This window comes from Parasporobacterium paucivorans DSM 15970, assembly GCF_900141895.1.
Classification (GTDB): domain Bacteria; phylum Bacillota; class Clostridia; order Lachnospirales; family Lachnospiraceae; genus Parasporobacterium; species Parasporobacterium paucivorans.
This window is the reverse complement of record NZ_FQYT01000025.1, coordinates 1-23,343: the sequence shown is the minus strand read 5'-3', so window position 1 is coordinate 23,343 and position 23,343 is coordinate 1. Positions and strand designations below refer to the sequence as shown.

The 23,343-nt window shown below is 45.6% G+C and carries 21 protein-coding genes; 5 read left to right on the top strand and 16 right to left on the bottom strand.

All coding sequences use genetic code 11. From position 1 onward, the window contains the following. Window positions 1-3: 3 nt before the first annotated feature. From BUA79_RS10585 to BUA79_RS10565, 5 genes are all read right to left on the bottom strand, one after another. Window positions 4-1,434 (bottom strand): FAD-dependent oxidoreductase, encoded by a 1,431-nt coding sequence (locus BUA79_RS10585; protein WP_073994399.1) that lies wholly within the window; start codon window positions 1,432-1,434, stop codon window positions 4-6. Further along, entirely contained in the window at window positions 1,434-2,873 is a 1,440-nt protein-coding gene (locus BUA79_RS10580) for an NAD(P)/FAD-dependent oxidoreductase (RefSeq protein ID WP_073994398.1), read from the bottom strand. Before BUA79_RS10580 ends, BUA79_RS10585 begins: the two co-directional genes overlap by 1 nt. 1 nt (window position 2,874) lies before the next feature. Then, window positions 2,875-3,750, bottom strand: a complete 876-nt coding sequence (locus BUA79_RS10575) for a hypothetical protein (RefSeq protein WP_073994397.1) — start codon at window positions 3,748-3,750, stop codon at window positions 2,875-2,877. Further along, window positions 3,751-5,004 carry an Ig-like domain-containing protein gene (locus BUA79_RS10570; RefSeq protein ID WP_073994396.1) on the bottom strand — a complete coding sequence of 418 codons (1,254 nt, stop codon included), beginning with the start codon at window positions 5,002-5,004 and terminating at the stop codon, window positions 3,751-3,753. Between the two features lie 169 nt (window positions 5,005-5,173). Further along, the gene (locus BUA79_RS10565) at window positions 5,174-6,907 is read right to left on the bottom strand and encodes a DUF5050 domain-containing protein (RefSeq protein ID WP_073994395.1); all 1,734 of its coding nucleotides are present in this window, start codon (window positions 6,905-6,907) and stop codon (window positions 5,174-5,176) included. Window positions 6,908-7,078: 171 nt separating this feature from the next. Between BUA79_RS10565 and BUA79_RS10560 the strand changes: the two genes are divergently transcribed. Continuing rightward, on the top strand, window positions 7,079-8,770 hold the full coding sequence (locus tag BUA79_RS10560) for a GGDEF domain-containing protein (RefSeq protein ID WP_073994394.1): 1,692 nt from the start codon (window positions 7,079-7,081) through the stop codon (window positions 8,768-8,770). A 105-nt stretch (window positions 8,771-8,875) separates the two neighbouring features. Here the strand turns inward: BUA79_RS10560 and BUA79_RS10555 are convergent, their stop codons facing one another. From BUA79_RS10555 to BUA79_RS10525, 7 genes are all read right to left on the bottom strand, one after another. After that, window positions 8,876-9,229 carry a P-II family nitrogen regulator gene (locus tag BUA79_RS10555; protein WP_073994393.1) on the bottom strand — a complete coding sequence of 118 codons (354 nt, stop codon included), beginning with the start codon at window positions 9,227-9,229 and terminating at the stop codon, window positions 8,876-8,878. 55 nt (window positions 9,230-9,284) lie between these two features. After that, window positions 9,285-10,514, bottom strand: coding sequence for an ammonium transporter (locus tag BUA79_RS10550; protein WP_073994392.1), 1,230 nt, complete (start codon window positions 10,512-10,514; stop codon window positions 9,285-9,287). Between the two features lie 177 nt (window positions 10,515-10,691). Further along, window positions 10,692-11,786: a sporulation integral membrane protein YtvI gene (gene ytvI, locus BUA79_RS10545; RefSeq protein WP_073994391.1), complete on the bottom strand. Its 1,095-nt coding sequence runs from the start codon at window positions 11,784-11,786 to the stop codon at window positions 10,692-10,694. A gap of 121 nt (window positions 11,787-11,907) precedes the next feature. Beyond that, window positions 11,908-13,074, bottom strand: a complete 1,167-nt coding sequence (locus BUA79_RS10540; RefSeq protein ID WP_073994390.1) for an ABC transporter permease — start codon at window positions 13,072-13,074, stop codon at window positions 11,908-11,910. Next, window positions 13,061-14,191 (bottom strand): ABC transporter permease, encoded by a 1,131-nt coding sequence (locus BUA79_RS10535; protein ID WP_207647343.1) that lies wholly within the window; start codon window positions 14,189-14,191, stop codon window positions 13,061-13,063. Before BUA79_RS10535 ends, BUA79_RS10540 begins: the two co-directional genes overlap by 14 nt. An 18-nt stretch (window positions 14,192-14,209) precedes the next feature. Beyond that, on the bottom strand, window positions 14,210-15,142 hold the full coding sequence (locus BUA79_RS10530) for an ABC transporter ATP-binding protein (RefSeq protein ID WP_073994388.1): 933 nt from the start codon (window positions 15,140-15,142) through the stop codon (window positions 14,210-14,212). A 30-nt stretch (window positions 15,143-15,172) separates the two neighbouring features. Then, window positions 15,173-16,285 (bottom strand): AEC family transporter, encoded by a 1,113-nt coding sequence (locus tag BUA79_RS10525; RefSeq protein WP_178138594.1) that lies wholly within the window; start codon window positions 16,283-16,285, stop codon window positions 15,173-15,175. A gap of 67 nt (window positions 16,286-16,352) precedes the next feature. On the opposite strand from BUA79_RS10525, the gene BUA79_RS10520 reads away from it, so the two are divergent. Both BUA79_RS10520 and BUA79_RS10515 read left to right on the top strand, forming a co-directional pair. Further along, entirely contained in the window at window positions 16,353-16,916 is a 564-nt protein-coding gene (locus BUA79_RS10520) for a TetR/AcrR family transcriptional regulator (protein ID WP_073994386.1), read from the top strand. A gap of 84 nt (window positions 16,917-17,000) precedes the next feature. Continuing rightward, window positions 17,001-18,446 carry a DHA2 family efflux MFS transporter permease subunit gene (locus BUA79_RS10515; RefSeq protein ID WP_073994385.1) on the top strand — a complete coding sequence of 482 codons (1,446 nt, stop codon included), beginning with the start codon at window positions 17,001-17,003 and terminating at the stop codon, window positions 18,444-18,446. A gap of 94 nt (window positions 18,447-18,540) precedes the next feature. Here the strand turns inward: BUA79_RS10515 and BUA79_RS10510 are convergent, their stop codons facing one another. Continuing rightward, entirely contained in the window at window positions 18,541-18,930 is a 390-nt protein-coding gene (locus tag BUA79_RS10510; RefSeq protein ID WP_073994384.1) for a DUF1284 domain-containing protein, read from the bottom strand. Between the two features lie 178 nt (window positions 18,931-19,108). Then, window positions 19,109-19,870 (bottom strand): SDR family NAD(P)-dependent oxidoreductase, encoded by a 762-nt coding sequence (locus BUA79_RS10505; protein ID WP_073994383.1) that lies wholly within the window; start codon window positions 19,868-19,870, stop codon window positions 19,109-19,111. A 97-nt stretch (window positions 19,871-19,967) separates the two neighbouring features. On the opposite strand from BUA79_RS10505, the gene BUA79_RS13000 reads away from it, so the two are divergent. Continuing rightward, window positions 19,968-20,249: a DUF4332 domain-containing protein gene (locus BUA79_RS13000; protein ID WP_143147911.1), complete on the top strand. Its 282-nt coding sequence runs from the start codon at window positions 19,968-19,970 to the stop codon at window positions 20,247-20,249. 25 nt (window positions 20,250-20,274) lie between these two features. Here the strand turns inward: BUA79_RS13000 and BUA79_RS10500 are convergent, their stop codons facing one another. Continuing rightward, entirely contained in the window at window positions 20,275-21,732 is a 1,458-nt protein-coding gene (locus BUA79_RS10500) for a PucR family transcriptional regulator (RefSeq protein WP_073994382.1), read from the bottom strand. A gap of 170 nt (window positions 21,733-21,902) precedes the next feature. On the opposite strand from BUA79_RS10500, the gene BUA79_RS10495 reads away from it, so the two are divergent. After that, a complete protein-coding gene (locus tag BUA79_RS10495) occupies window positions 21,903-23,018 on the top strand; it encodes a uroporphyrinogen decarboxylase family protein (RefSeq protein ID WP_073994381.1) in 1,116 nt (371 codons plus the stop codon). 159 nt (window positions 23,019-23,177) lie between these two features. Here BUA79_RS10495 and BUA79_RS12930 read toward each other — a convergent pair whose 3' ends face one another. Continuing rightward, window positions 23,178-23,327, bottom strand: coding sequence for an integrase core domain-containing protein (locus BUA79_RS12930; RefSeq protein ID WP_278308922.1), 150 nt, complete (start codon window positions 23,325-23,327; stop codon window positions 23,178-23,180). Between the last annotated feature and the right edge of the window lie 16 nt (window positions 23,328-23,343).

The following is a 23,343-nucleotide window of genomic DNA, read 5'->3' as shown; positions in this document are numbered from 1 at the left end:
GTATCATATCTTTTCAACCGTTCCTGATGCTATCATATCCACACCGCTGCCTGCAACATTTCCTAGGACCACCTGCCCCCGGCTTACCGGAGCCTTTAAAATGCAGCGGTTGCATTCTTTTACCGCCGCTCGGAGCAGCCCTTTTGGGACTGGATTTTCACTCCGGACCGGGATGAGTATGCTTCTTCCTTCTTCCACTTTTACAGTTGTTGTCAGAATCCTTTTAGGCATAGTCAGTTCTTCCAGTGCGGCTTCCATCCCTTTTTTACAGCCCTCTCCACTAACATCATATCCCCTGCCGTTACCTGTGTGTTTCGCTATGTGCAAGATGCACCCACGGGGGCACCGGGTGCATATCATTTCATTTTCCCCCAGTGCAGCCAATGCTTCATACGTGGGCTCTCTCCTTTCAAAAAAGGCATCATTTTTATGATTCGGCGCAGGATTCTTGTTTCTGGCATACAAGTAATCATATGCCGCGATTCCAGCCTTTTCCCCGGCCAGGCTGACCTTATCCACCAAATCAAAGATTTTCGTCACATTTCCACAGGCAAACACGCCAGGCTGTGACGTTCTGCCTTCTGCGTCAGTCAATATACCTCCGACTTCAGATAGCGGGTTATCCGGCAGGCTCCATAATTCCGTTTCCGGAATCAGACCTGCGGCCACCAGAAGTGTATCGCACTGGATATATTCCTTCTCTTCAATACGAGGCATTCCACCCGCATCCAGGGGAGCTATGGTAACCCCCTTGAGCCTGCGATATCCGTGGATGGAAAGGACTGTATATCCAAAGCGGATGGGAATGCCAAAATCCTTCACGCACTGTATATGATTCCGGGCCAGACCAGATGCTGCTTCTCCCAAAATCAGCCTTACTTTGATTCCTTCCAGCGTAAACCTTCTGGCCATTATAAGCCCTATATCTCCGGACCCCAGAATCACAGCCGTTCTTCCCGGCAGAAGGTTCCTGACATTCATCATATACTGGGCAGTTCCCGCAGTGTATACCCCTGCCGGGCGGCTCCCGGGAATCCGCATCTGTCCGAGGGTACGCTCCCGGCAGCCGCATGCCAGTATGATTGCGTCTGCCTCACAGACCCCATATCCATATTCCTCGTTCAAAAACGTCAGCCGATATGGTTTTTTTTCGTAATCGATGTCCAGTATGGTAGTGGAAAGGGAAATCTCCGCACCGCAGCCGCCCATTTTCGCCTGCCAGTATTCCGCATACTCAGGTCCGGTCATGGAAACCTGAAGCAGATGTAGCCCGAACCCGTCGTGGATACATTGCCTCAATATACCACCGGAATGCTCGTTGCGATCCACAATCAGTATTTTTTTGATTCCCTTTTTTCCTGCTGACACAGCGGCGGCCATCCCGGCCGCCCCTGCCCCTACAATAACCAGTTCATAATGAGAAAAAACCTCCATTACTTGACCCTCCCCTTTACCAGACTGCTTCCCTGGGTATTCTTAAGGATTTTTTCCGGCTTGACTTTCATTTCCCTGCTGAGTATCTCAATGATTCTGGGCGTACAGAAGCTTCCCTGGCACCTTCCCATTCCGGCTCTGAGCCTTTTCTTCATGCCATTGAGGGTTCTGGGAGGCAGCGGTTCGCTTAGAACACGCAGAATATCCCCTTCCGTGATTTTCTCGCAGCGGCATATCACATTTCCATATCTCCGGTCTTCTGTCATCCGTTTCTTTTGCTCCGCCACACTGCAGTCCAGAAATTTTTTCCCTGAAACTGCCTGGGTGTTGAACCCGGCTTTTGCTTCGAGTATGAGACCTTCTTCCCGCAAAATGTCAACGGCTTTCAGAGCAAGATAGGGTGCCCCCGTCAGCCCGGGATTCTTGATTCCCAGGGCACTTACCATATTCCTGGCGCTCTTTCGGATAACAAAATCCTTTTCTTCTTTTGCCACATTGCTTATATTTGTCCTGGCTCCTGCAAATGAGGCAATGACTTTACCCATATCCAGACCGGGCATGATTTTCCTGGCCACTTGTTCAATCAGCTCGAGGCCTTCCCTGGTAGTTTCGACTCTTTTGTAGGAAGAAACATTTTCGGAGGTCGGCCCTGCAATCAGATTTCCATCTATGGAAAGCGTCAGCAGGCAGCCCTTCTCATCCATATCCTGCGCTTGGTAGATCACATGCCTGACAACAGAATCTGTCTGTTTGTCAAAGACGTAAAACTGCCCTCTTCTGGGCCGGATGACAAGATCTGCCGGCCTGAGGAAGCCCTCAATGGATGCAGCTTCTTCGCCGGCAGTATTTACGATATATTCAGCCTGAACCGTGCCTTTGTTTGTATGGACCGTATAATGCCTACCCTCATCAATAATGTCGGATACTTCCGTGTCGAAATGAAATTCCACTCCGTTTTCAGAGGCATTTTGCGCTGTTCTCAGTATCAGGCCAAATACGTCAATGATTCCCGTGGTGGGTGCGTACAGAGCCTGTATAACCTTTGGGGATAAGCCGGGCTGCATGGATCTGGCCTGATCTCCGTCGATTATTTCCATCCTCTGTACTCCATTCTTAATGCCTTTATTATATTTTTGAGCAATCATCTCCGTGCCGTTCCTGCTAAAGGCGACATACAGCGAACCTATGAACCGGACCGGTATGTCCAGTTCCTCGCAAATCTGCCTGTACATATCGTTTCCCTTTACACAGGAAATACCCTTGAGGCTTCCTCCACGGGGGTGAAATCCCGCCGCCAAAACTCCGCTGTTGGTTTTCGTCGCACCCTCTCCGATGTCGTAGGCCTTTTCCAGGACCGTTACATGCAGATGGTATCTGCTCAGCTCCCGCGCGATTGTACAGCCCAATATTCCCCCGCCGATAATTGCAACATCATACATATCAATATCTTCTCCTCCTGATAGCCGTCACTGTGCCGTATAGCGCCAGGCCCGTAGCCGTCACCATTATAATGGCAATTCCTCCACTTTTTCCCTCTGTCACCTTACCGGGCTTCAGATTTGAAGTCCGGCTGACCGGTACTGTTTCTTCTGCGGATTCCATAGGAACGGCGCTTTCTTCTGTCCCTGTGATTTGAATTACTGTTTCTGTCATTTCCTGCGTCTTTTCAGTATCTGCAGCAGGCTCACCTGTCGCATTTTCAGTAATGGATGTTTCATTTGCCGATTCATTTTCTGCAGCTTCACCCGTCTGGCCTGCGCTTGCACTGCTTCCGGTGGCATTGCCCGCAGAATCTACCGTCCCGCTGTCCTGGGACCCGCCCGTATCTGCAGCGGGTGGGGCTTCAACAACTGTGGATGTTTTCGTTATCGTATTATTCCCCGTCGTAAATGTGAGCGTGTCCAGCGTTCCTGTTACATAACCATTCCTGGACATAAATGACGGCCCGATCGTAATCACATAGGTTGTATTCATTTCCATTCCGAGAGGTTTTACATACACCTGCTGCCTGTAGGGCAGTGCAAACGTATCCGAAAAACTTATATCCGCTTGCACCGGTATTCCTGAAATCGTCGTGACACTGATAGCGGTCCGGTTATTGGACCGTATTGAGGCGTCCGCAACATTATGGCTGTACTGCAGGACAAATGTCGTATTTGTGTCCGTCATTTCCGCCCCGTCTGCCAGTGTGACGCTGTCTAAACAAAGCGGAACACCCGGTCCTCCACCGCCCCCGGTGCCATCTTCCAAGGCAGAAACCGGGGTTGGGAAAACCAGTAATAAAGCGCATAGTATAATGGAAATTAATCTGGCCACCTATCTGAATCCTCTCCTGATGTTCCTGGAAGCAAAGCATCCCATTCCAACTGCCACCGCTGCCAGGACAGCATACAGTAAGGTCATTGGATTATCACCGGTCTTCGGTGTTGAAGCGGTTGCTGACGGAGTGGTGCCTGATGGTGCCACCGTTACCTTATCCGCCTGGTTGGATATCGTAATCACATAATCCCCATAAACACCATCAAACGCACTCGAAGCAGCCCTCACGGTAACCTGTCCATCCGCCTTCGCGGTTAAAATTCCATTTTCATCAATGGATGCCAAGGATTGGCCATTGACAATCTGCCATGTCACCGACTGCGATGCAGCGGAAGGAGCAACAGCTGCATCCAGATCCAAGGTCCCGCCTTTTGTATCGATTGCGGAGACGTCATTTTCTGCATTTACAGATACAGACAGTTTCTGGACAAGATAGTTTCCACCGTACAGGATTGCGTTGTCACCTGAGAAGGACGCATACCCATTCTCATCCACAACTGCATAATAGACCGCATCCAGCGGGGTTTCCATTGGAACGACCGGAGATGCTGTTCCGCCGCTGCCAGGCAGCACGATTCCACCTGTGTAATCGATGGCTGCATCAAAATTGACAGTGTAATTTGTTCCTCTCGAGCTTTGACCCTGGATATAATTCCCATAGTGGGTAATGCAGACGACATCACCAGCCTTAATCTGCTTATCTGCTGACAACCCGGCCGTCTGGCCAGCTGCATCAAATTTATATTCCCAGTCCGTCCAATACAGGTCGAAATTCCCTTTATAAGGGAATGCCATGCGCAAATCACCTGTTGAGGTATCAAATACTGTCCATGTTGGGAATCTGAACGCATAGGTCCAGCTTCCGTTCCACACGGAAGTACCATTGTTCCCCAGATCAAACGTGGATGAACTGATCATGTTTCCTGCCGTTTTTCCGGAAACCATGGGGTACTGTTCAAAGGATACGGCAAATACTCCGCATCCATTCTCCACCCCGTTAACCTCCGGCCCCCAGAAACCGCTCGGCGCCGTGAAGGCATTGGGAGATACAGCAATCCGGTAAGGATCTGACAGGGATGCCCCCGTTCCGGCATAGGATGCCAGCGATGGACTGCCCATCTGGCCCGTTTGTACCGTAACCCCATCGAGGGCAAATACATCAGTCGTTGTCAGATTGCTGAACAACATTCCCAGCAGCAGTAATGCCATTATTGCTGCAGCAGTAAACCGTTTCAATACCTTTTTTTTCATTTTTTCCTCCCTTGAATCATTTAATCTTTAATATTTCACATGCGAGTAGCAATATGGTAAACCAACCTCCACGATACTACAGTATCCGTCTTTTTTCCGTTGTTCAAACAACCGAAAGTAAAAAAATAAAAAAAAGACTCTTTCAAGTCTTTTTTTCATTCAGCAGGACTTATTCCAGCGGTCTCACAGGTACAGCCGTGTACTCAGGATATTTCTCGTCATGTTCCCCTATATAAATCACGCCCGTATCACGCTTGACGAGGTAATACTCTGTCGCAGAGGAGCCCGGGCTCCTGACTTCGAATGAATAGTACATCTTGTCCTCCGCCTCGCCTTCCATCCTGAAACCGATCCCGTTTAGCTGGCTTATCTCATATCCGCCAAATTGTTCTTTCATGATTTCTAATGCAGAAGCATTACTTATCACGTATTCCTCGACAGCTGTCACCTCGATTTCGGCCAGGGGATCCATGTCTTTTCCATTGAAAAGGTTAAGATAGACCGGATAGCTTTTTCTGGTCTGGAAAAAAAATGATTGTATCTCCCGTTGCGCACCGGGCTGCAGAATGAGGGAATCACTGTAGCCGGCCCAGTTCAGGTGGAAACGGAAGTCATCTCTGCCGGTCTCATCCGTAACATCTGCCAACATTGCCCAGTAGGTTGAACTGCCTCCATCGCTGGAATCCTCTGTAATTCCTGTCATCTGCTTCAGGTCAACTTCGTTGCTGCCATTGTTCGTTACGGTCATATTCACAAACAGATACATATCATCGGTGACATCATCATAAATCTGCGATTCCAATCCTGGCTCATGATTCACGATAATGTTTGTCGAGTAGGCAGAATTCACGGTCACAGTAAGGTCTCCTGCTTTCACATCTTCATTCATGGGATACTTTTCCACTTCGGGAGCCTCAGATTCCTGCTTTACCAGATATTCTACTCTTCCGGTGCCATCTGTATTGATGAATACTTCTTTCGTGCTGAAGTTTGCAAAGTCAAAGCAGATATAGACGATCCGATCACCAATCACGCTTATACTGATAGGGTCGTCATCATTCACTTTGACTGCCTGCGAGCCGTCAAGCTTCATTTTCTTGAATTCGAGTCCTTTTCCATCGGACAGGGTACTTCCGTAATATATCCAGTCCGGTGTAACATTCATGGCGGATACCTTGTCTTCGGAAAGTCTGACACTGCCCGTGCCATCCGTTTTCATTTTCCAGATCGTATTGTTGCCATAGTCTGAATCCACATAATATAGATAGTCTCCCAGCACATTGAAGTTTAATGCGGCCACATCGCTTATTTTGGCATTTCCTGACCCATCGGCTTTTATTTTATATATCTTTGAGTCATCCTGCCTGAGATAATAAATCCATCCATCCGAAATTCCAAAGGTGCCGGTAGCGCTGTCATTGACCTGCTGCTTTCCCGAACCATCCGTTTTTATCCTGAAGATCCTGCCGTACGTAGAGATGTCCTCAGGATCAGTGTAATCAATGAAGTATATCCAGTCCTGCAAAACCAGTGTGTTGTAGGAAACTCTGTCGCTAAGAATCTCCCGGCCGGTCCCATCGGGCCGGATCTTATAGAGCCTGTTGGATTCGCTTCCATTGGTATAGTAAAGCCAGTCCCCATATGAATTCAAGTAGTATGCCGCATCGCCGCTTACCTTGGTCTCTCCAGTTCCATCGGTTTTGATCTTGTAAAGGTTGTTCGCATCGGCGTAGTTCATGAAAAAAATCCAGTCATCATACAGAACAGATGGACCCCCGTTAGAGAGATTGGCGTTTGTATTTCCCATCATGAGTTCATTGCTGCTCTCAGAACTGCAGCCTGTAAATACCAGTATTGACAGAACAAATGAAGCGAGTAAGTATTTCCTGCTTTTTCTCCACATAATACCCTCCTCTTATCCCCGAAAAACGTACTTCTACGTTCAACTTATCCTACTATTTGCCGCCTGTCAAGGCTGGATCAGCCAGTAATTTCATGAAATAGTTGTTAATAGTAGTATATTATGCAAATGCATTGTATAATATGTATAGTTTATCTTTGGGGGAGGATATTTATGGCGTGTAGAACAAAGAGGAGAATGCCCGCCGGTTTGCTGATTTGTTCCGTGGTGGGATTCATGGTCCTGATACTGGGAATCCTTCTATCGAAAGTTGATCTGCCAGTACTTACAGGGGAAGAATTGACAGATTTCAACAGGGGTTGGATGATAGCGGTTGATGATGTGGTTCACGAAGACGTGACCCTTCCATTCAATGCAAAAGAAGCAGAATCAGGCACTCCGCTGATTTTAACCAAATGGCTTCCTGCGTCGATTGAAAATGATACGTTCCTTTTTTTCCGTGCAAGCCATCAAAATGTGAAAGCCTTTATCGATGGAAAAGAAATTTATAGTTTTGGGTGGAATGAACAGCGGCTTTTTGGACATAGTCCGGCATCCGCCTGGATTACAGTTCCGATACAAAAAGAATATGCAGGAAAACAGATTCAGGTTGAGCTGACAGGCATCTATTTCTCCAATATGGGCAGAATCAATGCTTTCTACATGGGAGACAAGAGTTCGGTTCTTTCCTATATTCTAGGCAAACGTCTGGGGAACCTTCTCATCAGTACGGTTCTGCTCATTCTGGGATTCACCATGATAACAGTTGCCTTAATCCCGTGGAAAACAAAAGCTACGTCTCCCCTGTTCCGTCTTGGAGTGCTTTCCGTCCTGGTGGGCATATGGAGCGCCTGCACGAGCAATATCCTGCAGATTCTGACCAGCGACGTGTTTTCGCTTTTGAATCTGGAGTTTTTGGCGTTTTTGCTTTTACTTCCCACAGCCTTTTGGTTTCTGGATTCCTTTGAATATTACAAGGACAAGAAAGTCCTATATATACTTTTCAAGATATCTGTCATCTTAGCCATAATAATTCATATACTACAGCTTTTCAACATTGCCGATTATATGGAAACAATCGCCGCGGAGCATATCTTATTGGGAATCTCCATCATTTACCTTATATCTGACAGCGTAAAGGCTCTTATAAAGAATAACGCCACCCGTGAAGTCCGCGTACTGACCATCTCCGTAATTCTGGCGTTCGTTTGCTCCGCGCTGGACATCTTCAAATTCTATCTGTGCATAAGCGTTGATGACGGGTTTTTCACCCGCATCGGGATGGTGATTTTTATCATTATCTGGGCTTCGGAAATCATTATGAATATGTCCCAGCTTCTTGTGAAAATGACTCAGACGCAGCTGCTGGAGGTGCTGGCCTACCAGGATCAGATGACGGGTCTGAAGAACCGCACCGCCTTTGAGAAAAAGTTTCAGGAATACCGGGAACCCGGCATGGGTGAAGCATATGTAATCGAATTCGATATGAATGGTCTGAAACTGATTAATGACAATTATGGCCATGCAATCGGCGACCTGATTCTCAAGGGCATTGCCGATATCCTTAAGAACGAATTCAATGAAAATGCATCTGTTTACCGAATCGGAGGAGATGAATTCTGCATCATTGCCCCCCATACGGAATCTCTTACAGAAGAAATTATCCAGAACAAAATAATCCGAATCAAGACAGCCGTCGTCGCCTTGGGACAGGATATGGATCTGAACCTTTCCCTGGCCAGCGGATACTCTACAACAATCGGCTCGGACATCCGGAATATCGATTCCGCCTTCAAACATGCAGACAGGCTCATGTATGAAGACAAGCATCAAATGAAATACGGAGCCGGATTCTTGGGCGAATAGCAAAAAACGGAGATACCCGGAGCTCACTATCCTTAGCTCCGGGTATCTCCGTTCTTTTATGAATCTACTTTTATCCATGCACATTCCTCAGCCAGAATTCCAGCCTCAGCGTAATGCGTCTATTCCTTCTGTACCATCGCTTATGCGGATGACATTAACCACGTCATAAACGAAAATCTTCCCATCCCCGATGTTTCCGGTGTAGAGTACCTTCTTGACAGTCTCAACCAGTTTATCCACTGGAATTTCGCAAATCACGATTTCCACCTTCACTTTAGCCAAAAGCTTGATTTCCACAGGTGTTCCACGATAATATTCCTTGTGTCCCCTCTGCAGACCGCATCCGGAAACATTTGACACGGTCATTCCCGTGACTCCTATTTTGTCCAACTCGTCCATCAGGTCTTCCAGTCTGTTAGGAGACGTTATAATATCAACTTTCGTAATTTTTTCAGTCATAAAGTGTCCCTCCTATTGTTGAGGCTATTTTATCACAAATCCATACCGCAGTCCATTAATTTAATGCGTTGTACGCAGACTCCCCGTGAAGTGAGATATCCAGCCCTTCCGTTTCCTCTTCCTTCTTCGTACGCAGCGTGGTGACCAGGCTGATTGCTTTCAGGATAACGAACGTCATAACTGCGGTATATACCACGATTGCACCAATTGCGATCAGATGATTACGAAAAAGTTCCACGTTGCCATACAGAAGTCCGTCTGCTCCAGCCGGGTTTACTTTTATGCTGGCAAAAACAGCTGTGGCCAATGCTCCCCATATCCCGGCAACGCCATGACAGCCGAACGCATCCAGTGCGTCATCATAGCCGAATTTCGGCTTAAGTCTGGAGATTGCAAGAAAGCTCAGCAGACCGCCCACCAGACCAATTATCAAGGAAGAACCCGGCGTTACATATCCTGCCCCTCCCGTGATGGATACCAGCCCTGCAATGGCACCGCTGACTGTGCCCAGCGCAGTCGGTTTTTTATTTATGATCCATTCCATTGTGACGAAAGAAATCGCTCCTGCTGCCGCAGCGGTATTCGTCGTCAAAAATGCATTCACTGCAATTCCATTCGCCGCAAGGGCGCTGCCTGCATTAAAGCCGAACCATCCAAACCAGAGTATGCCTCCGCCGAGGATTGCCATAGGAATATGGTGCGGATCCGGCCTGGTTCTTCTTCTTTTGCCAATCACGATGGCCGCAACAAGGCCCGCGATACCAGAACTTATCTCAACCACAAATCCGCCTGCAAAATCAAGGACGCCAAGCTGCTTCAGCCATCCGCCAGCTCCCCAGATCCAGTGTGCAACAGGGTCATAGACAAAGGTGCTCCACAAAACCAGAAACAACAGGAATGCGGGAAACCGCATACGTTCTGCAAATGCGCCTGATATTACAGCTGCAGTGATTACTGCAAACATCATCTGGAAAACGACGAACAGAAGATGGGGTATTGTTGCCGCGTAGTCCGGGTTCACCGACATGCCGACATCTTTCAGAAACGCCCAGTTGAGCCCCCCTATCAGCCCATTCCAATCCGGACCGAAAGCGAGAGAATAGCCAACCAGTATCCACTGCAGGGAAATAACCGCCAGAGCCATATAACTATGCAATGTCGAACTCAGCACGTTCTTGCTCTTTACCATTCCTCCATAGAATAATGCCAAACCTGGGATCATGAACATTATCAATGACGCCGCAAAAATCACAAAGCCCACGTCGGCTCCATTTAACCCTTCCATAACTGACCTCCAATTATTTTTTATGGCAAAAAAAAACGCCTATCAATAATAGAAAACAATTTTCTATTATCAAAGGCGTCTTTGCCGTTTCATATGTCATATCTGATATGTGCATTATAGATACAATCTGCGTTCATGTCAACAGTTTTTCTTTGATACAATTTATTTGTTTTCCATTCACAGATCCTTGTCGTTTTCCATGGATAGTATATGAATGGCACCCGTTCTGTTCAGATACATGAAAAAGGAAAGTGCCACAGGGAATCCGAATAGTCCTATCACCCCAAACAATCTTACACCTATGAACATGCTTACTAGGGTCGCCAAAGGATGCAACCCTATCTGTTTTCCGACGATTCTTGGTTCAATGATATTTCTCACCACCGTGATCACAAGGTACAGGACGAGTAATCCGACAGCCATTGGATAATTCCCTTTAAATGCTTCGATGATGCACCAGGGAACCAGGATACCGCCCGTTCCGATTATCGGAAGTATATCCAGCAAGGCGACGAGTCCAGCCACTATAAGCGAGTTTTTTATCCCCAGCGCAGTGAATCCGATTGACAATTCCACAAAGGTAATGAATAAAATCAGTGCATAGGATCTGACATAAATGACCACCGTACCTGAAAAATATTTTTTCGCCTGATTCAATACCGATTTTGCCTTCGGCGGAATCTGTCTTCCTATGAAACCAGTCACCTTAACATAATCACCGGCAAGGAAAAAGCTGCATATGATCATAATCATAAATTTGATAAAAAAGGCTGGAAATGACCAGACTCGATTTGAAATATATTTAACTGCATCCAGGGAAATGCCCGCTATGCTTTCTTTTACCGACTGTATCCATTGTGCGTATCCATCTGCTATCGAGTCTGTTATCTGGAAATCCATCCGTTGTGCAATCTCTTCAAGACGGCTGAAGACCGATTCAAACAGCGGAACTATGCTGTTCTCAAAAAAGTCGGGTATCTGAAATATAATATCCTTTATGACTATTACAATTTTTGCACCGAGCAGGAAGGTAACGGAAATCACTATAATATAGAATACTGCCACCACTATGACACTGACCGGTTTATCCGAAAGATGTACTTTTTTCGCCAGAAACACGGATGGTCTTCTTAATATCCAGACAACTATAAACGCCAGAATAAATGGGGTAAAAAAAGGTAAGGCATAATGAAGTAGCAGATAGGCCAGGAACAATAATATTGCATAATATATGCTGTTGACGATTACTTTTTTCTTTTTTTCCTGTTCCATGATACCTCCGAGTATATTAAATTGCTGAAATTATCTTTGTATTTATTTTGTCATACAGCCAGGAGACTGTCAATGGGTTTCGTCTGCCGCAGCTCTGCCGATTCCATTGCAGTATCATAATTCAAGAAAGCCTTCCCCTTCTGTCAAGTATCAAAGAGGCGGCGAAGGCTGCCGCTCCAAACGCTGCGACCACACCCATGGACTTGAACACTTCGGCTGTATGTTCCGGGTCAAACACAGTGAGGAAGCCGATCAGATTGTTGGCCTTTACATACCAATAGGTTGGAAGGAATTTCGAAAACTGCAGAACGGCCGGACCTAGAAACTGCTGCGGAACGAAAACTCCTCCCAGAAAGCTGGAACCCAAAGTCACCACATTGTTCACCGCAGACAAGGCATTTCGCCCCTTTATGACGCTGGCTATCAGGAAGCTGATCCCTGTGCCCGCAAGGGCAAATACGAAGGAATTAAGCATGAACATCAGGAAGTTGACATTCAGACTGCCTTTTATATTCAGCAGGAAGCATGCGCCCGTCATGGCTACCCAGGCGCCCAGGGTTAGCAGCACCATCGCCATGAATATCTGGACAGTCATGGAATTCCTGCTGACAGGTGACGCATGATTTCTTCGGCTTATGTCCTTATCCTTCAGCACGATCATAATGGAGCTCACCCCCAGTATCAGAACCGAAAGCAGCGAGTATGCCAGATAATTAAAAAAATAGCTTGAAAAGTTCTGTGCACCGACCAATCCATCCGATTCCGGGATGACGACGACGGAAGAATTTTCCAGGTCTTTGGCCACGCTCTGTACAACTTCCGCCTGTCCGATACCTTGCAGGGAATCCACATAAAGCCTTGCCGTGTTCAGGTATTGGTTGACAGCCATTTCAAGATAAACGGCCGGAATTGTGCCGGGAACGATGATTGTTTCAAGCACCGGAGCCTTTCCGGACATAAAATCTTCTGAAAAGCCTTCCGGAATCTTCAGAGCATAAAACACCTTCCGAAAGAATAGAGCATCTTTAACAGCCTCATCCGAGTTTTCTATTTCCACGAACACAGCAACCTTTGCCAGCTCCTGCTTCAGGCCCCTCGTCAGAGGGGTGTCTTCCTCTGAAAGGAAGGCCATTGCCGTCCTGGAAGAAGTGAAAACGGTCGCCTTTTCCTCATTCTGCTTATTTGCCGATGCGATGACAACGGATACGACCAGAAAAATGGCCATATACATGATCATCAGGGGCAGATTTTTTTTGATTATCTTAAGACAGAGCTTAAATACCGGCATATTTCCGCCTCCTTATCACCAGATATGTACCAAGGCAGAAAACCACCGCAAACGTTGCAAGAATTCCCATGTTTACCGCATACCTGGTATAGGTGTCATAGTAATAGAGGCAGTAGAAAGCATCCGTCAGGAGATTGATGGGATTCAGGTAGGACAGCACTGGAACATTTTGCTGCACAATATATTTCATCTCCCCATACATCATTCCGGCAAGGAATGAACCCGTCATCGATACCGCGATGATAACGCCGATTTTCACGTTCTCATCTTTCTTGACCAGCGAGCTTATGAATGCGCCGAAAGTAACGCCGGTAAATGACCCCATCAGGGCCGTCAGTACCACAAGTCCGGTATCTTCTCCAAAGTCGATGCCCAGAACCTTGGCCAGGAACAGAATGAACAGCAGTACCTCTGCCGCATTGATCAAAAGGGATGCACACATGCTATATAAAAAGGACTTCAGCTTGTGGACCGGTGAAACAGAAATCCTGGCTGCAAGGGGCGAGAGATTCGCCTGGACATCCAAAACCTCCCTGTTTCCAAAGAAGGCACCGTAGAAACAGGTCATGGCAATAAGGCTGTAGAAATAATTCAGTACGGGATTGGATTCCCCACCTCCGGGAGAAACTTCTTTCGTGTAGGAGAGCCGGGCGTTCAATCGGTCCATCAATTCTTCATACGAAGAAGGATCTTTGGCGAGTATAGAATTCACGGAAGATTGCATCTGCAGATAGCTGTCCAGAAACGTTTTGGCAATGGACGGACCCAGTCCGGTTCCCGAAGTAATCAGAGTGGGCACATCACCTGCCAGAATGTATCCGCTTATGTCATTTGACCGGAGCATGGTTCTGGCGGCAGCAAGTTCCGTTTCCTGCAAATCGAAAATCCTGCTTTCCCCCGTGGATACGTTCCTTAAAGCTCCCCGGAAGGCTGCATCCTGCAGGTAGCTTTCATCTGCGACCACTGCCAGTTTAACAGGCTCAAAGGTGTCGTGAGCGTTCAGGTTGGAAAAGGCAATGTTAAAAAGCAGTGCAAGCGCTACAGGAAAAAGCAGTGACCAGAAAAGCATCTCCTTATCCCTCAGAAGACATTTCAGGCGTGTCTTAAATATATGCACAAACAAAAAATCTCCTCCTTAATCTCTAAGTCCCTTACCTGTAATTTCAAGGAAGACATCATTCAGTGTAGGTAATTCTGTCCTTATCCTGGAATAGGCTGCACCGGACTTTTTGAGTATTTCGAGCACTGCTTCCAGGCTGCTCATCCCTCTTCCTGACGTCACAGTGACAGCCCCTTCGGAATAGGATACAGAAGATACCCCCCTTATGCCCCCAAGCGCTTTCAAAAGAGCTTCATCCGGGACATCCGTATCCACTATCACCTTCTCCCCGATGGAAATCATGGCTTTGAGTTCATCCTTGGTTCCGGTCGCAATCGCCCTGCCTTTATCAAGGATCATGATTCTGGTACAGAGCTGTTCGACCTCTTCCATGTAGTGCGACGTATAGACCACAGTCGCACCGTTCCGGTTCAGCTCCGCGATGCCCTCCAGTATCTTGTTTCTGCTTTGGGGATCCACGGCCACGGTAGGCTCGTCGAGAATGATAAGCTGCGGCTTGTGGGCAATTCCACAGGCTATATTCAGCCGCCGAAGTAGGCCTCCGGACAGTTTCTTTGGCCTGAATTTCCTAAAATCCTCCAGGCCCGTGAATTCTATCGCTTCATTCACCAGCTTCCTTCTAAGCGTCTTATCCGCGACATAAAGGCCGCAGAAATAGTCTATATTCTCATAGACCGTCAGTTCCTGAAAAACCGCTACATTCTGCATCACGATTCCGATTTTTCTTTTTGCTTCATAATTTTCCGGCGTCATCGGCCTGCCGAAAACTTCAATCGAGCCTTCATCATAGTCCAGAAGGGAAAGTATGCAGTTTATAGCCGTCGTCTTCCCGGATCCATTCGGACCCAGCAGACCGAATATCTCGCCCTCTTCGACCGTAATGTCCAGATGATCAAGGGCCGTAAGCTCTCCATACCGCTTGACCAGGTTTCTTGCATTGATTACCATATTCGTCCCTCCCCTTGCACCGGTAAAATATCACACATAAAGTCTGTTAAGAAGAATAAGTATCAGAGGGATACTTACTACCGAAAAGAAAAAACTGGATACCAGAAACTGGTTGGCAAGCTCCTTCTTCCCATTCTGTCTGCCCACCAGCACCGGCAGCGTGCTCAGAGGAGGCGATGCCGCCTGAAGGAGGAGAATGAATGCGATATCGAAAGATGGATGGAACAGGTACAGGAAAATCAGTATGATACAAGGAAATACGATATTCTTCAAAAGAATGAATTTTATTATGTTCCTGAGGTAAATCTTCCCGATCTTTTTAATATCTATGTAAAGCTCTCCTCCCAGAATGATCATAACGAGAGGGAAGGTCATATCGCCAATATGACTTGTAATGCCGATGACCACATCCGGAATGTAGGAATCCACATTTAAAAGTTTAATTATGACAGCAAGAAAAGTAGCTTTGACTACAGGATTGATGAGTTTCTTCCAGTTCAATCCTGCTTTCTGCCGCATATCCCCTTCCTGCGGTTCTTCATTTTCCACCGGCGGTCCGTCCACCCCACACAGCAGTCTGCTTTTTTTAAAGAACACTCTGTACATATTGAAATAAATCGAAATTGTGAATACAGTGAACAAAAACAGGTTGACCAGATGCGGGGAATTGATTCCATACACACCGGCAATAATTGAAATCGGAATAAAATGCGGATTGTTTATAAAAAGTCCTTCGGCGGATTCTATACGTATATCCCTGCCCATAAAGCGGCAGCAGACGGCAGATAGGATGAACATAAACCCCGTAAACACTACACCCAGGAGCGGCATTACCCACCATTTTGGGTTTTCTTCGGGGTCAAAATTCATCATGAATGCTGTAAATATGAACATGGGCAATGCAACCTCTATTGCAAGAGCGTTCAAGAGGCGGAGAAGTTCCTTCGGTATGATATTTTTTGCTATCACAAAAAAGCCAACAGCGACAAGCCCTAAAATTGATAATATCACTTCAAGCGAAACCAGAACAGTCTGCATACGATCTCTCCTTCTATTGATTACTTTCATCTTACACCATCGGCCGGCAATTTTCACCACTTTCAAGAGAACTTTTGGATCGAATTTCATTTTTACGCTTGACATTTCCATAAATCATGCATAAAATAACAACTAGACCAGTCACTATAATTTCAAGAGAAGGTAGTATCGTATGGGCAATAAAATAAGCACAAAAGAAAAGATTCTGGAAGCGGCATGCAGACTTTTTGAAACCAAAGGTTACAATGCAACCGGATTGAATGAAATCTTAAAAGAAAGCGGGGCTCCAAAAGGCTCCTTATATTATCATTTTCCGAATGGCAAGGAAGAGTTGGCATTGGCAGCGATAAATCTGGCCGGAGAAAATATCAGGGATAACATCAAGAACAACTTCGGACAGATCAGCAATCCTGTGGAAGCCATTATGGGCAACATCGAAACTATTGCCGCCATCATTGACAGCGGGCAGAAGCATGCTGACATCTCCATAAGTCTGATGGCTCTGGAGATGTATACAAAAAGTGAAAGCTTAAGGACTGCATGTGAAAATGTCTTTGTTTCACTGGAGAAGATGTACGCGGAAATCCTTGTAAAATCCGGAATGAGCAAAGACCTTGCGGGCGAATTAGGCGAAACCATTTCTATCATGATTGAAGGCGGAATCACCTTATCTCTTACAAAGAAAAAGGGTGATCCTCTTCGTTTAATTGCTAAACAGATACCAAATTTGTTTTAAAAAATGCCTATTTGGAAAGTGGGTATTTTTTAAAACAATATATTATACAGACTGGTCTAACTAAAAAAGGAGATAGGAATTTATATGAAAACAGTTACAAAAAAGATAAACACATCCGCTATAATAGCCGTACTGGTATTCAGCGGACTCATCGCAACACTGACTGAAACGATCCTCAACGTTGCATTATCACCTCTTATGGAGGAAATGCGGGTAACACCAGGGACGATTCAATGGATCATCACTGCATATATGATTGTTGTCGCTATTTTTGTGCCAATCACCGCTTTTTTGATGCAGACATTCCGAACAAAACAATTGTTTTTATCCGCTATGACGATACTTCTGGTGGGAAATATCGCTGCAGTTTTTTCAGGAACTTTTGAACTGCTGCTTATATCAAGAATCCTGCAGGCGGCCGGAACGGGAATAATAATTCCGCTGATGATGACCACCGTATTAACGGTTGCTCCACCGGAAAAAAGAGGCGCAGTAATGGGGTTATGTGGTGCCGCCCTGACTCTCGGACCAGCACTCGGACCGACTATCGCCGGAATTGTACTGCAATCTTATAGCTGGCACGTACTGTTTGTCATTCTTATTGTGCTCATAGTGCTTTCCATGATTTCAGGAGCTGCATTCTTGGTGAATGTATCAAATGTAACAAAACCCAAAATGGACATTCTTTCCATTGTCCTGTCAACCATAGGATTTGGCGGCTTTATATATGGCATAAGCAGTATCAGCGGAACCGGCGATATGAAGGTTATCGCCACAATCTTTATTATCGGGCTGCTCTGCCTGATTTTATTCTGCAGACGACAGTTATCTTTGAAGGAGCCGATGCTGAACATTCGGGTGTTTAAATATCCGGTATTTACTATTGGCACTGTACTTGTAATGCTTTCCATGATGGCGATTTTCACAATGGCTGTAATGCTGCCGATGTTCCTTCAGGGTGCGCTTGGAGCCAACCCTTTTGTCGCCGCCATGACTCTGCTTCCGGCAACTCTGATAAGCGCCGCAGCAACACCTTTTGCCGGAAAAGCCTTAGACCGATTCGGTCCAAAAGTTCTGCTGCCGGTAGGATTTGCAGTAATACTTGTCCCATTATTCATTTTATCCCGCGCCAATGTTGATACATCCATAATGACGATCATAATTCTGTTCATCATTGTCGATATCGGAATTGCATTGACCATGTCACCCTCACAGACGACTGCGCTCACGCCTTTGCCGAAAAAAGAATACCCTCATGGCGTCGCCATACTGAACACACTGCAGCAGCTGTCCGCTGCGATAGGTGCCGCTCTGTTTATCGGAATCATGTCTGCTTCACAGCTTAAAGCATTGACCGCACAGGCCCCGGCCCCGGTTGCCAATGCTGCCGGATTCAGTGACGCTGTATTGGTTTTATCCGGGTTTGTTTTGGCAGGAATTGTTTTATCCTTATGCCTGGCATTTTTCCTCAAGAAACGATCTTTATCAAAGGATACGCTCACTGTGGATGCCGAAATATTTGAAAAATAAAAATCAAGCTGCCATATATTCTGAACATCGAATATTGGCAGCTCCTTTTCTTCTGTCCCTTTTACAGCTTGTTGTAATTGCGCAATTCCAGATATCATCTTCTTGTCCTGGCGACAGCTTGCAGGCAGATTTCAAGCCAGCTGCAATCCGTGCAGACTTCCTTTATCGTATCTTCTTTCAAGACCATTTCTCTAACCTTGTCTTTAAAATCCAGCCAACGTATCTCCTGATTTTCCCAGAACCCGGTCAGGTGCAGGCAGGCCATGTCATACTTTAAAACTTCCTGACCGGAATGACATCCGTGATCTATGTTATGGGGGCACCGGCCACAGATTACGTCCGTATGGCAGACAAGCCTCACATACGGATTATTCGTCTCTAATCCGTGGACGATGTGTTTCATGTTCTCGACGAATTCCCTATCATATCCATACCCGGCAAACTGCCCTATGCACATTCCGTGGTGCGGCCTCAGTTCTATCATTCTTTTTCTCCCAAAGTCAAGTTTTCTTATCCTCTATCTTATAGAATATGGAGATAAAATGCAAACGGGATTTCTCACCTTATTACCAGCCTGTTTTTCATCAACGGCTCCAGTACCTTTGTAAACAGCAGGCCTCCTGCCTGCCCCCATCCAAATATTACAAGCAAAAACGTGCCGATCAGCGGATTGCGCCCTGCCCTCCGTCAACAAATATGGTACGGGAAGTGATCCAGTTTGAGTCGGCGCTCGATAGAAAGACGACAGCGGGTCCTATGTCGGTTTCGGGATCCCCCATGTGACCGGCGGGAATCTGGCTCAGGAAAGCCTGAACGACTTCTTTTGGCTGTTCCTTTTCAAATTTAAACCATGCAGGCGTGGCGCCGGCGGGTGCTATCGCATTGACCTGGATATTGTCTTTGGCCCACTCGAGGGCGACGGCACGGGTCAGACCAGAAAGCCCCGCCTTGGCGATAGCATAGGAGGAATGGTCAACCATTCCGTATTGGCCGGCAATCGAACTGAAGTTAACGACTTTACCGCTTCCGTTTTTTTTGAAATACGGGTAGCAGGCCTGCATCATGTACACAGAGCCCCGTACCGCCGAGTCGAATATTTTGTCAATATCCTCATCGGTCGTTTCAATAAAGGATCTCATGTTGTAGGCCATGGCATTATTGATATCGATATCAACTGTGCCCCACTTGGCAGCCACTGCATCAATGAATTCGTTCACCGATTCGCGTTTGGTTACATCCCCGACAAAATACATGGCGTCATAACCGCGTGCATCCATTTCCTTCTGGAAATCTTCCAGCTTCTCCCGTGTTCTCCCGATTGTGGCCACTTTGGCACCTTCTTTTCCCATTGCCAGGGCAATGCCTCTTCCCAGGCCGTAACCGGCACCCGAAATAACAGCGACTTTTCCATCAAGTTTTCCCATTGCATTTTCCTCCTTATATGAACATTGCTTTTGAACAGTATTCCAGCAGGTGATACATTCAGTCTAGTGGATACGCCTGAAATAGTCAACAAATTATATGTACAATTCACCACATACATTGTATAATTTAGACAAAAAATATAAACTATTGGGTTCAGTGGGTGCGAGGACGTACCCTATCGGTTCCATCGAAGGATTGCTGGAAATCTGCTCTTCCAAGAAAGGTCGAACGGACTTAGCTAAGAAAACTGGAATTTCGGAAAAAATGATTCTCAAATGGTCCAATCATGCCGTCCCAAAAGCAGGTAGAAGGCTGGATTCAGAAGGCCGCTTCCCTTCCGCGTGTACTGAAGTATTAGGGCAAAAGCCTGGGAGATAACCACTAATCCCAGGCTTTATTTTTGCTATTTATTCATAAAATGGAAAGACAAGAACAAGTATTCCCTGATTTCGGGGTCCTCAATGTCACAGTGCACAAGTTCTTTAATCCGATGGATGCGGTAAATCGCAGTATTCCGGTGGATATGAATCTCTTTTGCCAGGACGCTGAGATTGCCGGATGAAGCCAGATACACTTTTAATGTATCGCAAAAATCTGTATGATGCTCCAGATCATATGATCTGAGGGACAATAAATCCGGGTGGATCAAAGAATTCAATAAGACATTTTCTGATAAAAGGTTATTTATAACAGGCAGGGCATAGTCATTGATATGAGCAACTTCACCGATCCTTTGGGATGCATTCATGGTTAATAAAGCCTGAGTATAATAAAAACTCATTTTTTTGAAGTCATCAAATGGATAACTGCATCCGCTTCTCAAGTGCAGACCAATGATTTGGTTTATTTGCCGAAGCAGATGCTGTATTTCACTGCCATATTTTGACAGGTTGACAAGCAGAACGAGGTATTCCCCAAAAAGAATCTTCTGGCAGTGCTTGATATTTTCCTGCAGCTTATTTCCAATTCTGTCACGCATAACTGGCTTTCCGTCTACGGGTTCAAAGAAAGTGAGTATGACATACGAATCATTTATTTTCCAGTTGATCCTGTACAATTCTGCAATCAATATATTGTCAGAGATATCTTTCTTCTCTAACATACTGAACATCAGGCTGGCTATTTGATAATTATATACGTAATCCGCGTAATGGATTTGGAAATGGCTTTTTATTGTTTCAACCATGATGCCCATGAGGTAGATGGCGTCTTCTGGTATTGGCTTCAAGGCTGCAAAAAAGACCAGATGAGCCATGGCTTCATTATTGATTATTATAGGTGAATACAAATAGGGCACCCCAAAAGGGCTGTCATCAAAATAGGTAGGCCCTTTCTTGTCAAAAACATCAGAAAGACCTCCATATTGCTTTAATTCTTCCATTCGGTTATCTGGAATATATCGCAGCGTATACAGCTCTTCCCAATGATAATGCAGGTCCACAGGATATTCTTCCGATATCGCTAATACTTTGCCGTATTTATCATAAATAAAAATCGGGATATCAAAAACCGGGTGGCTTAATTCAATAATTTTTTGCAGGCCATTATTGTACAAGGCACTTTTATTCATCTCCAATTCCCAGGATGAATAGAATTCAAACATTTGGGTCACTTCGTTAAATACAGTTTCATGGTCTGCATCGTCAATATATATGATGTCCCGCCCATTTACCAGAAAAACAGAATCCAGCTTCCGGGAATCGTTAATGTTATTTCCGACATAAACAATATTTATGTCAGAAACATCGGCATTTAATATTCTGGCACTTTTTAAAACTGCATTATTATAAGTAATAAAAGTAAGCATTTTATATCCTTTATCCTGCAGCCAGTCATGAATATTCCACATACTGAGATTCATTTTGGTTTCCATCCTTTTTCATGTTGTATGATTAACGGTCCGTTTGGTCAAAAGTGCACATATCAATCTCATTATTTCATAATATACACATGATTTCAAGTGCCCGCTCCTGTGTTATATTAGATATATTAAGTAACCGGATGTCAACACTATCAAAATGGAGGTAACAAATGAGTCTGTACGAAGAAAGATTGAATCGTGTCAAAGCTGCAGTCGCCCTGGAACCAGTTGATAAAATACCTTTTCTGTCCTCAGGACCTGCAGCTTATGCGGCCTTTGCAAATGTGCCTTTAGGGGAATATCTTGCAGATATGAAATTGAACTGCGATGTGAATTTAAAATTATGCCAGGAATTCGAAGTTGACGGCACGCAGGCACCCATTTTTTCACCGGAGGTCTTTCCAATGATGTGGTTTTCCCAGCCTCTGATTCCCGGAAAAGATCTGGGACCAAATGAATTGTGGCAGATACATGAAATTGAGGCAATGGAGCAGGAAGATTATGACCTGATTATTGAACAGGGATTTGCCAAATGGCAGGCAGATTTTCTGATGAAACACTTCGACGACCCGATGAAAAAGTCTGCCCCTTATTTTCAGTATTATCCAGAGGCACTCAGACGCTTTAAAGAAGCCGGCATCCCAAGTTTTGTAGATGCAATTTTTGAATCTCCCTTTGAAGCGCTTAGCGGTGCACGTTCTTTGCTGACCTTTTTAATGGATGATCTCATGGAGATTCCGGAAAAACTCGAAGAAGTGTTTGCACTCGTACATGCGCATAACATGGCAGGATACCGCGCCATGCTGGAGTCACCGGAGACAAGGCCATTGGGTGTATGGATCGGCGGATGGCGTGGAACTCCGAGTATGCTGTCCAAGGAAATGTTTGAAAAATTCTCCTGGAAATACATGAAGGAAATGGCCGAATTATGCATCGAATATGGCACAATACCTATTTTCCATCTGGATTCGGACTGGACGCTGGGCCTCGAATATTTCAAAGATATCGAGCCTAAAAAAGCAATCCTTGCACTGGACGGAAAAACAGACATATTCAAAGCGAAAGAATTTCTGGATGGACATATGTGCATAATGGGTGACGTTCCTGCAGAAATGCTTGCCTTTGGAACAGCCGAGGAAACATATGATTATTGTATGAAATTAATAAAGGAAATCGGTCCAACCGGATATATCATGTGCTCCGGCTGTGACATACCATTTAATGCCAAGTATGAAAATACAATAATGATGAAAAAGGCAGTAGATGATTACGCGAAAGGCAAATAAAGGCAAATAAAGGCAAATAAATGCAAATAAAAAAAGCCTGCAATTCCCGGTATATAGTGGGTCAGTTGTCAAGACAAAAACATCGACATTTCTTAATGAACCGATATGATTAACATGTTGCTTGGGGAGATGTAGTGGAACACTCCCCAGATATATGCATCAAGCCACATAGTCCAAAAGCATTGCTGGATAGTAGCGTTCTGCCGGAGTTTGATAATTGATGGATGAATGGCATCTTTCAAAGTTGTAAGTATGGATATAACTGCCGATTGCAGACCTGGCTTCCCGGATATTGTTATATTGTGTCAGGTATGCTTCCTCATAT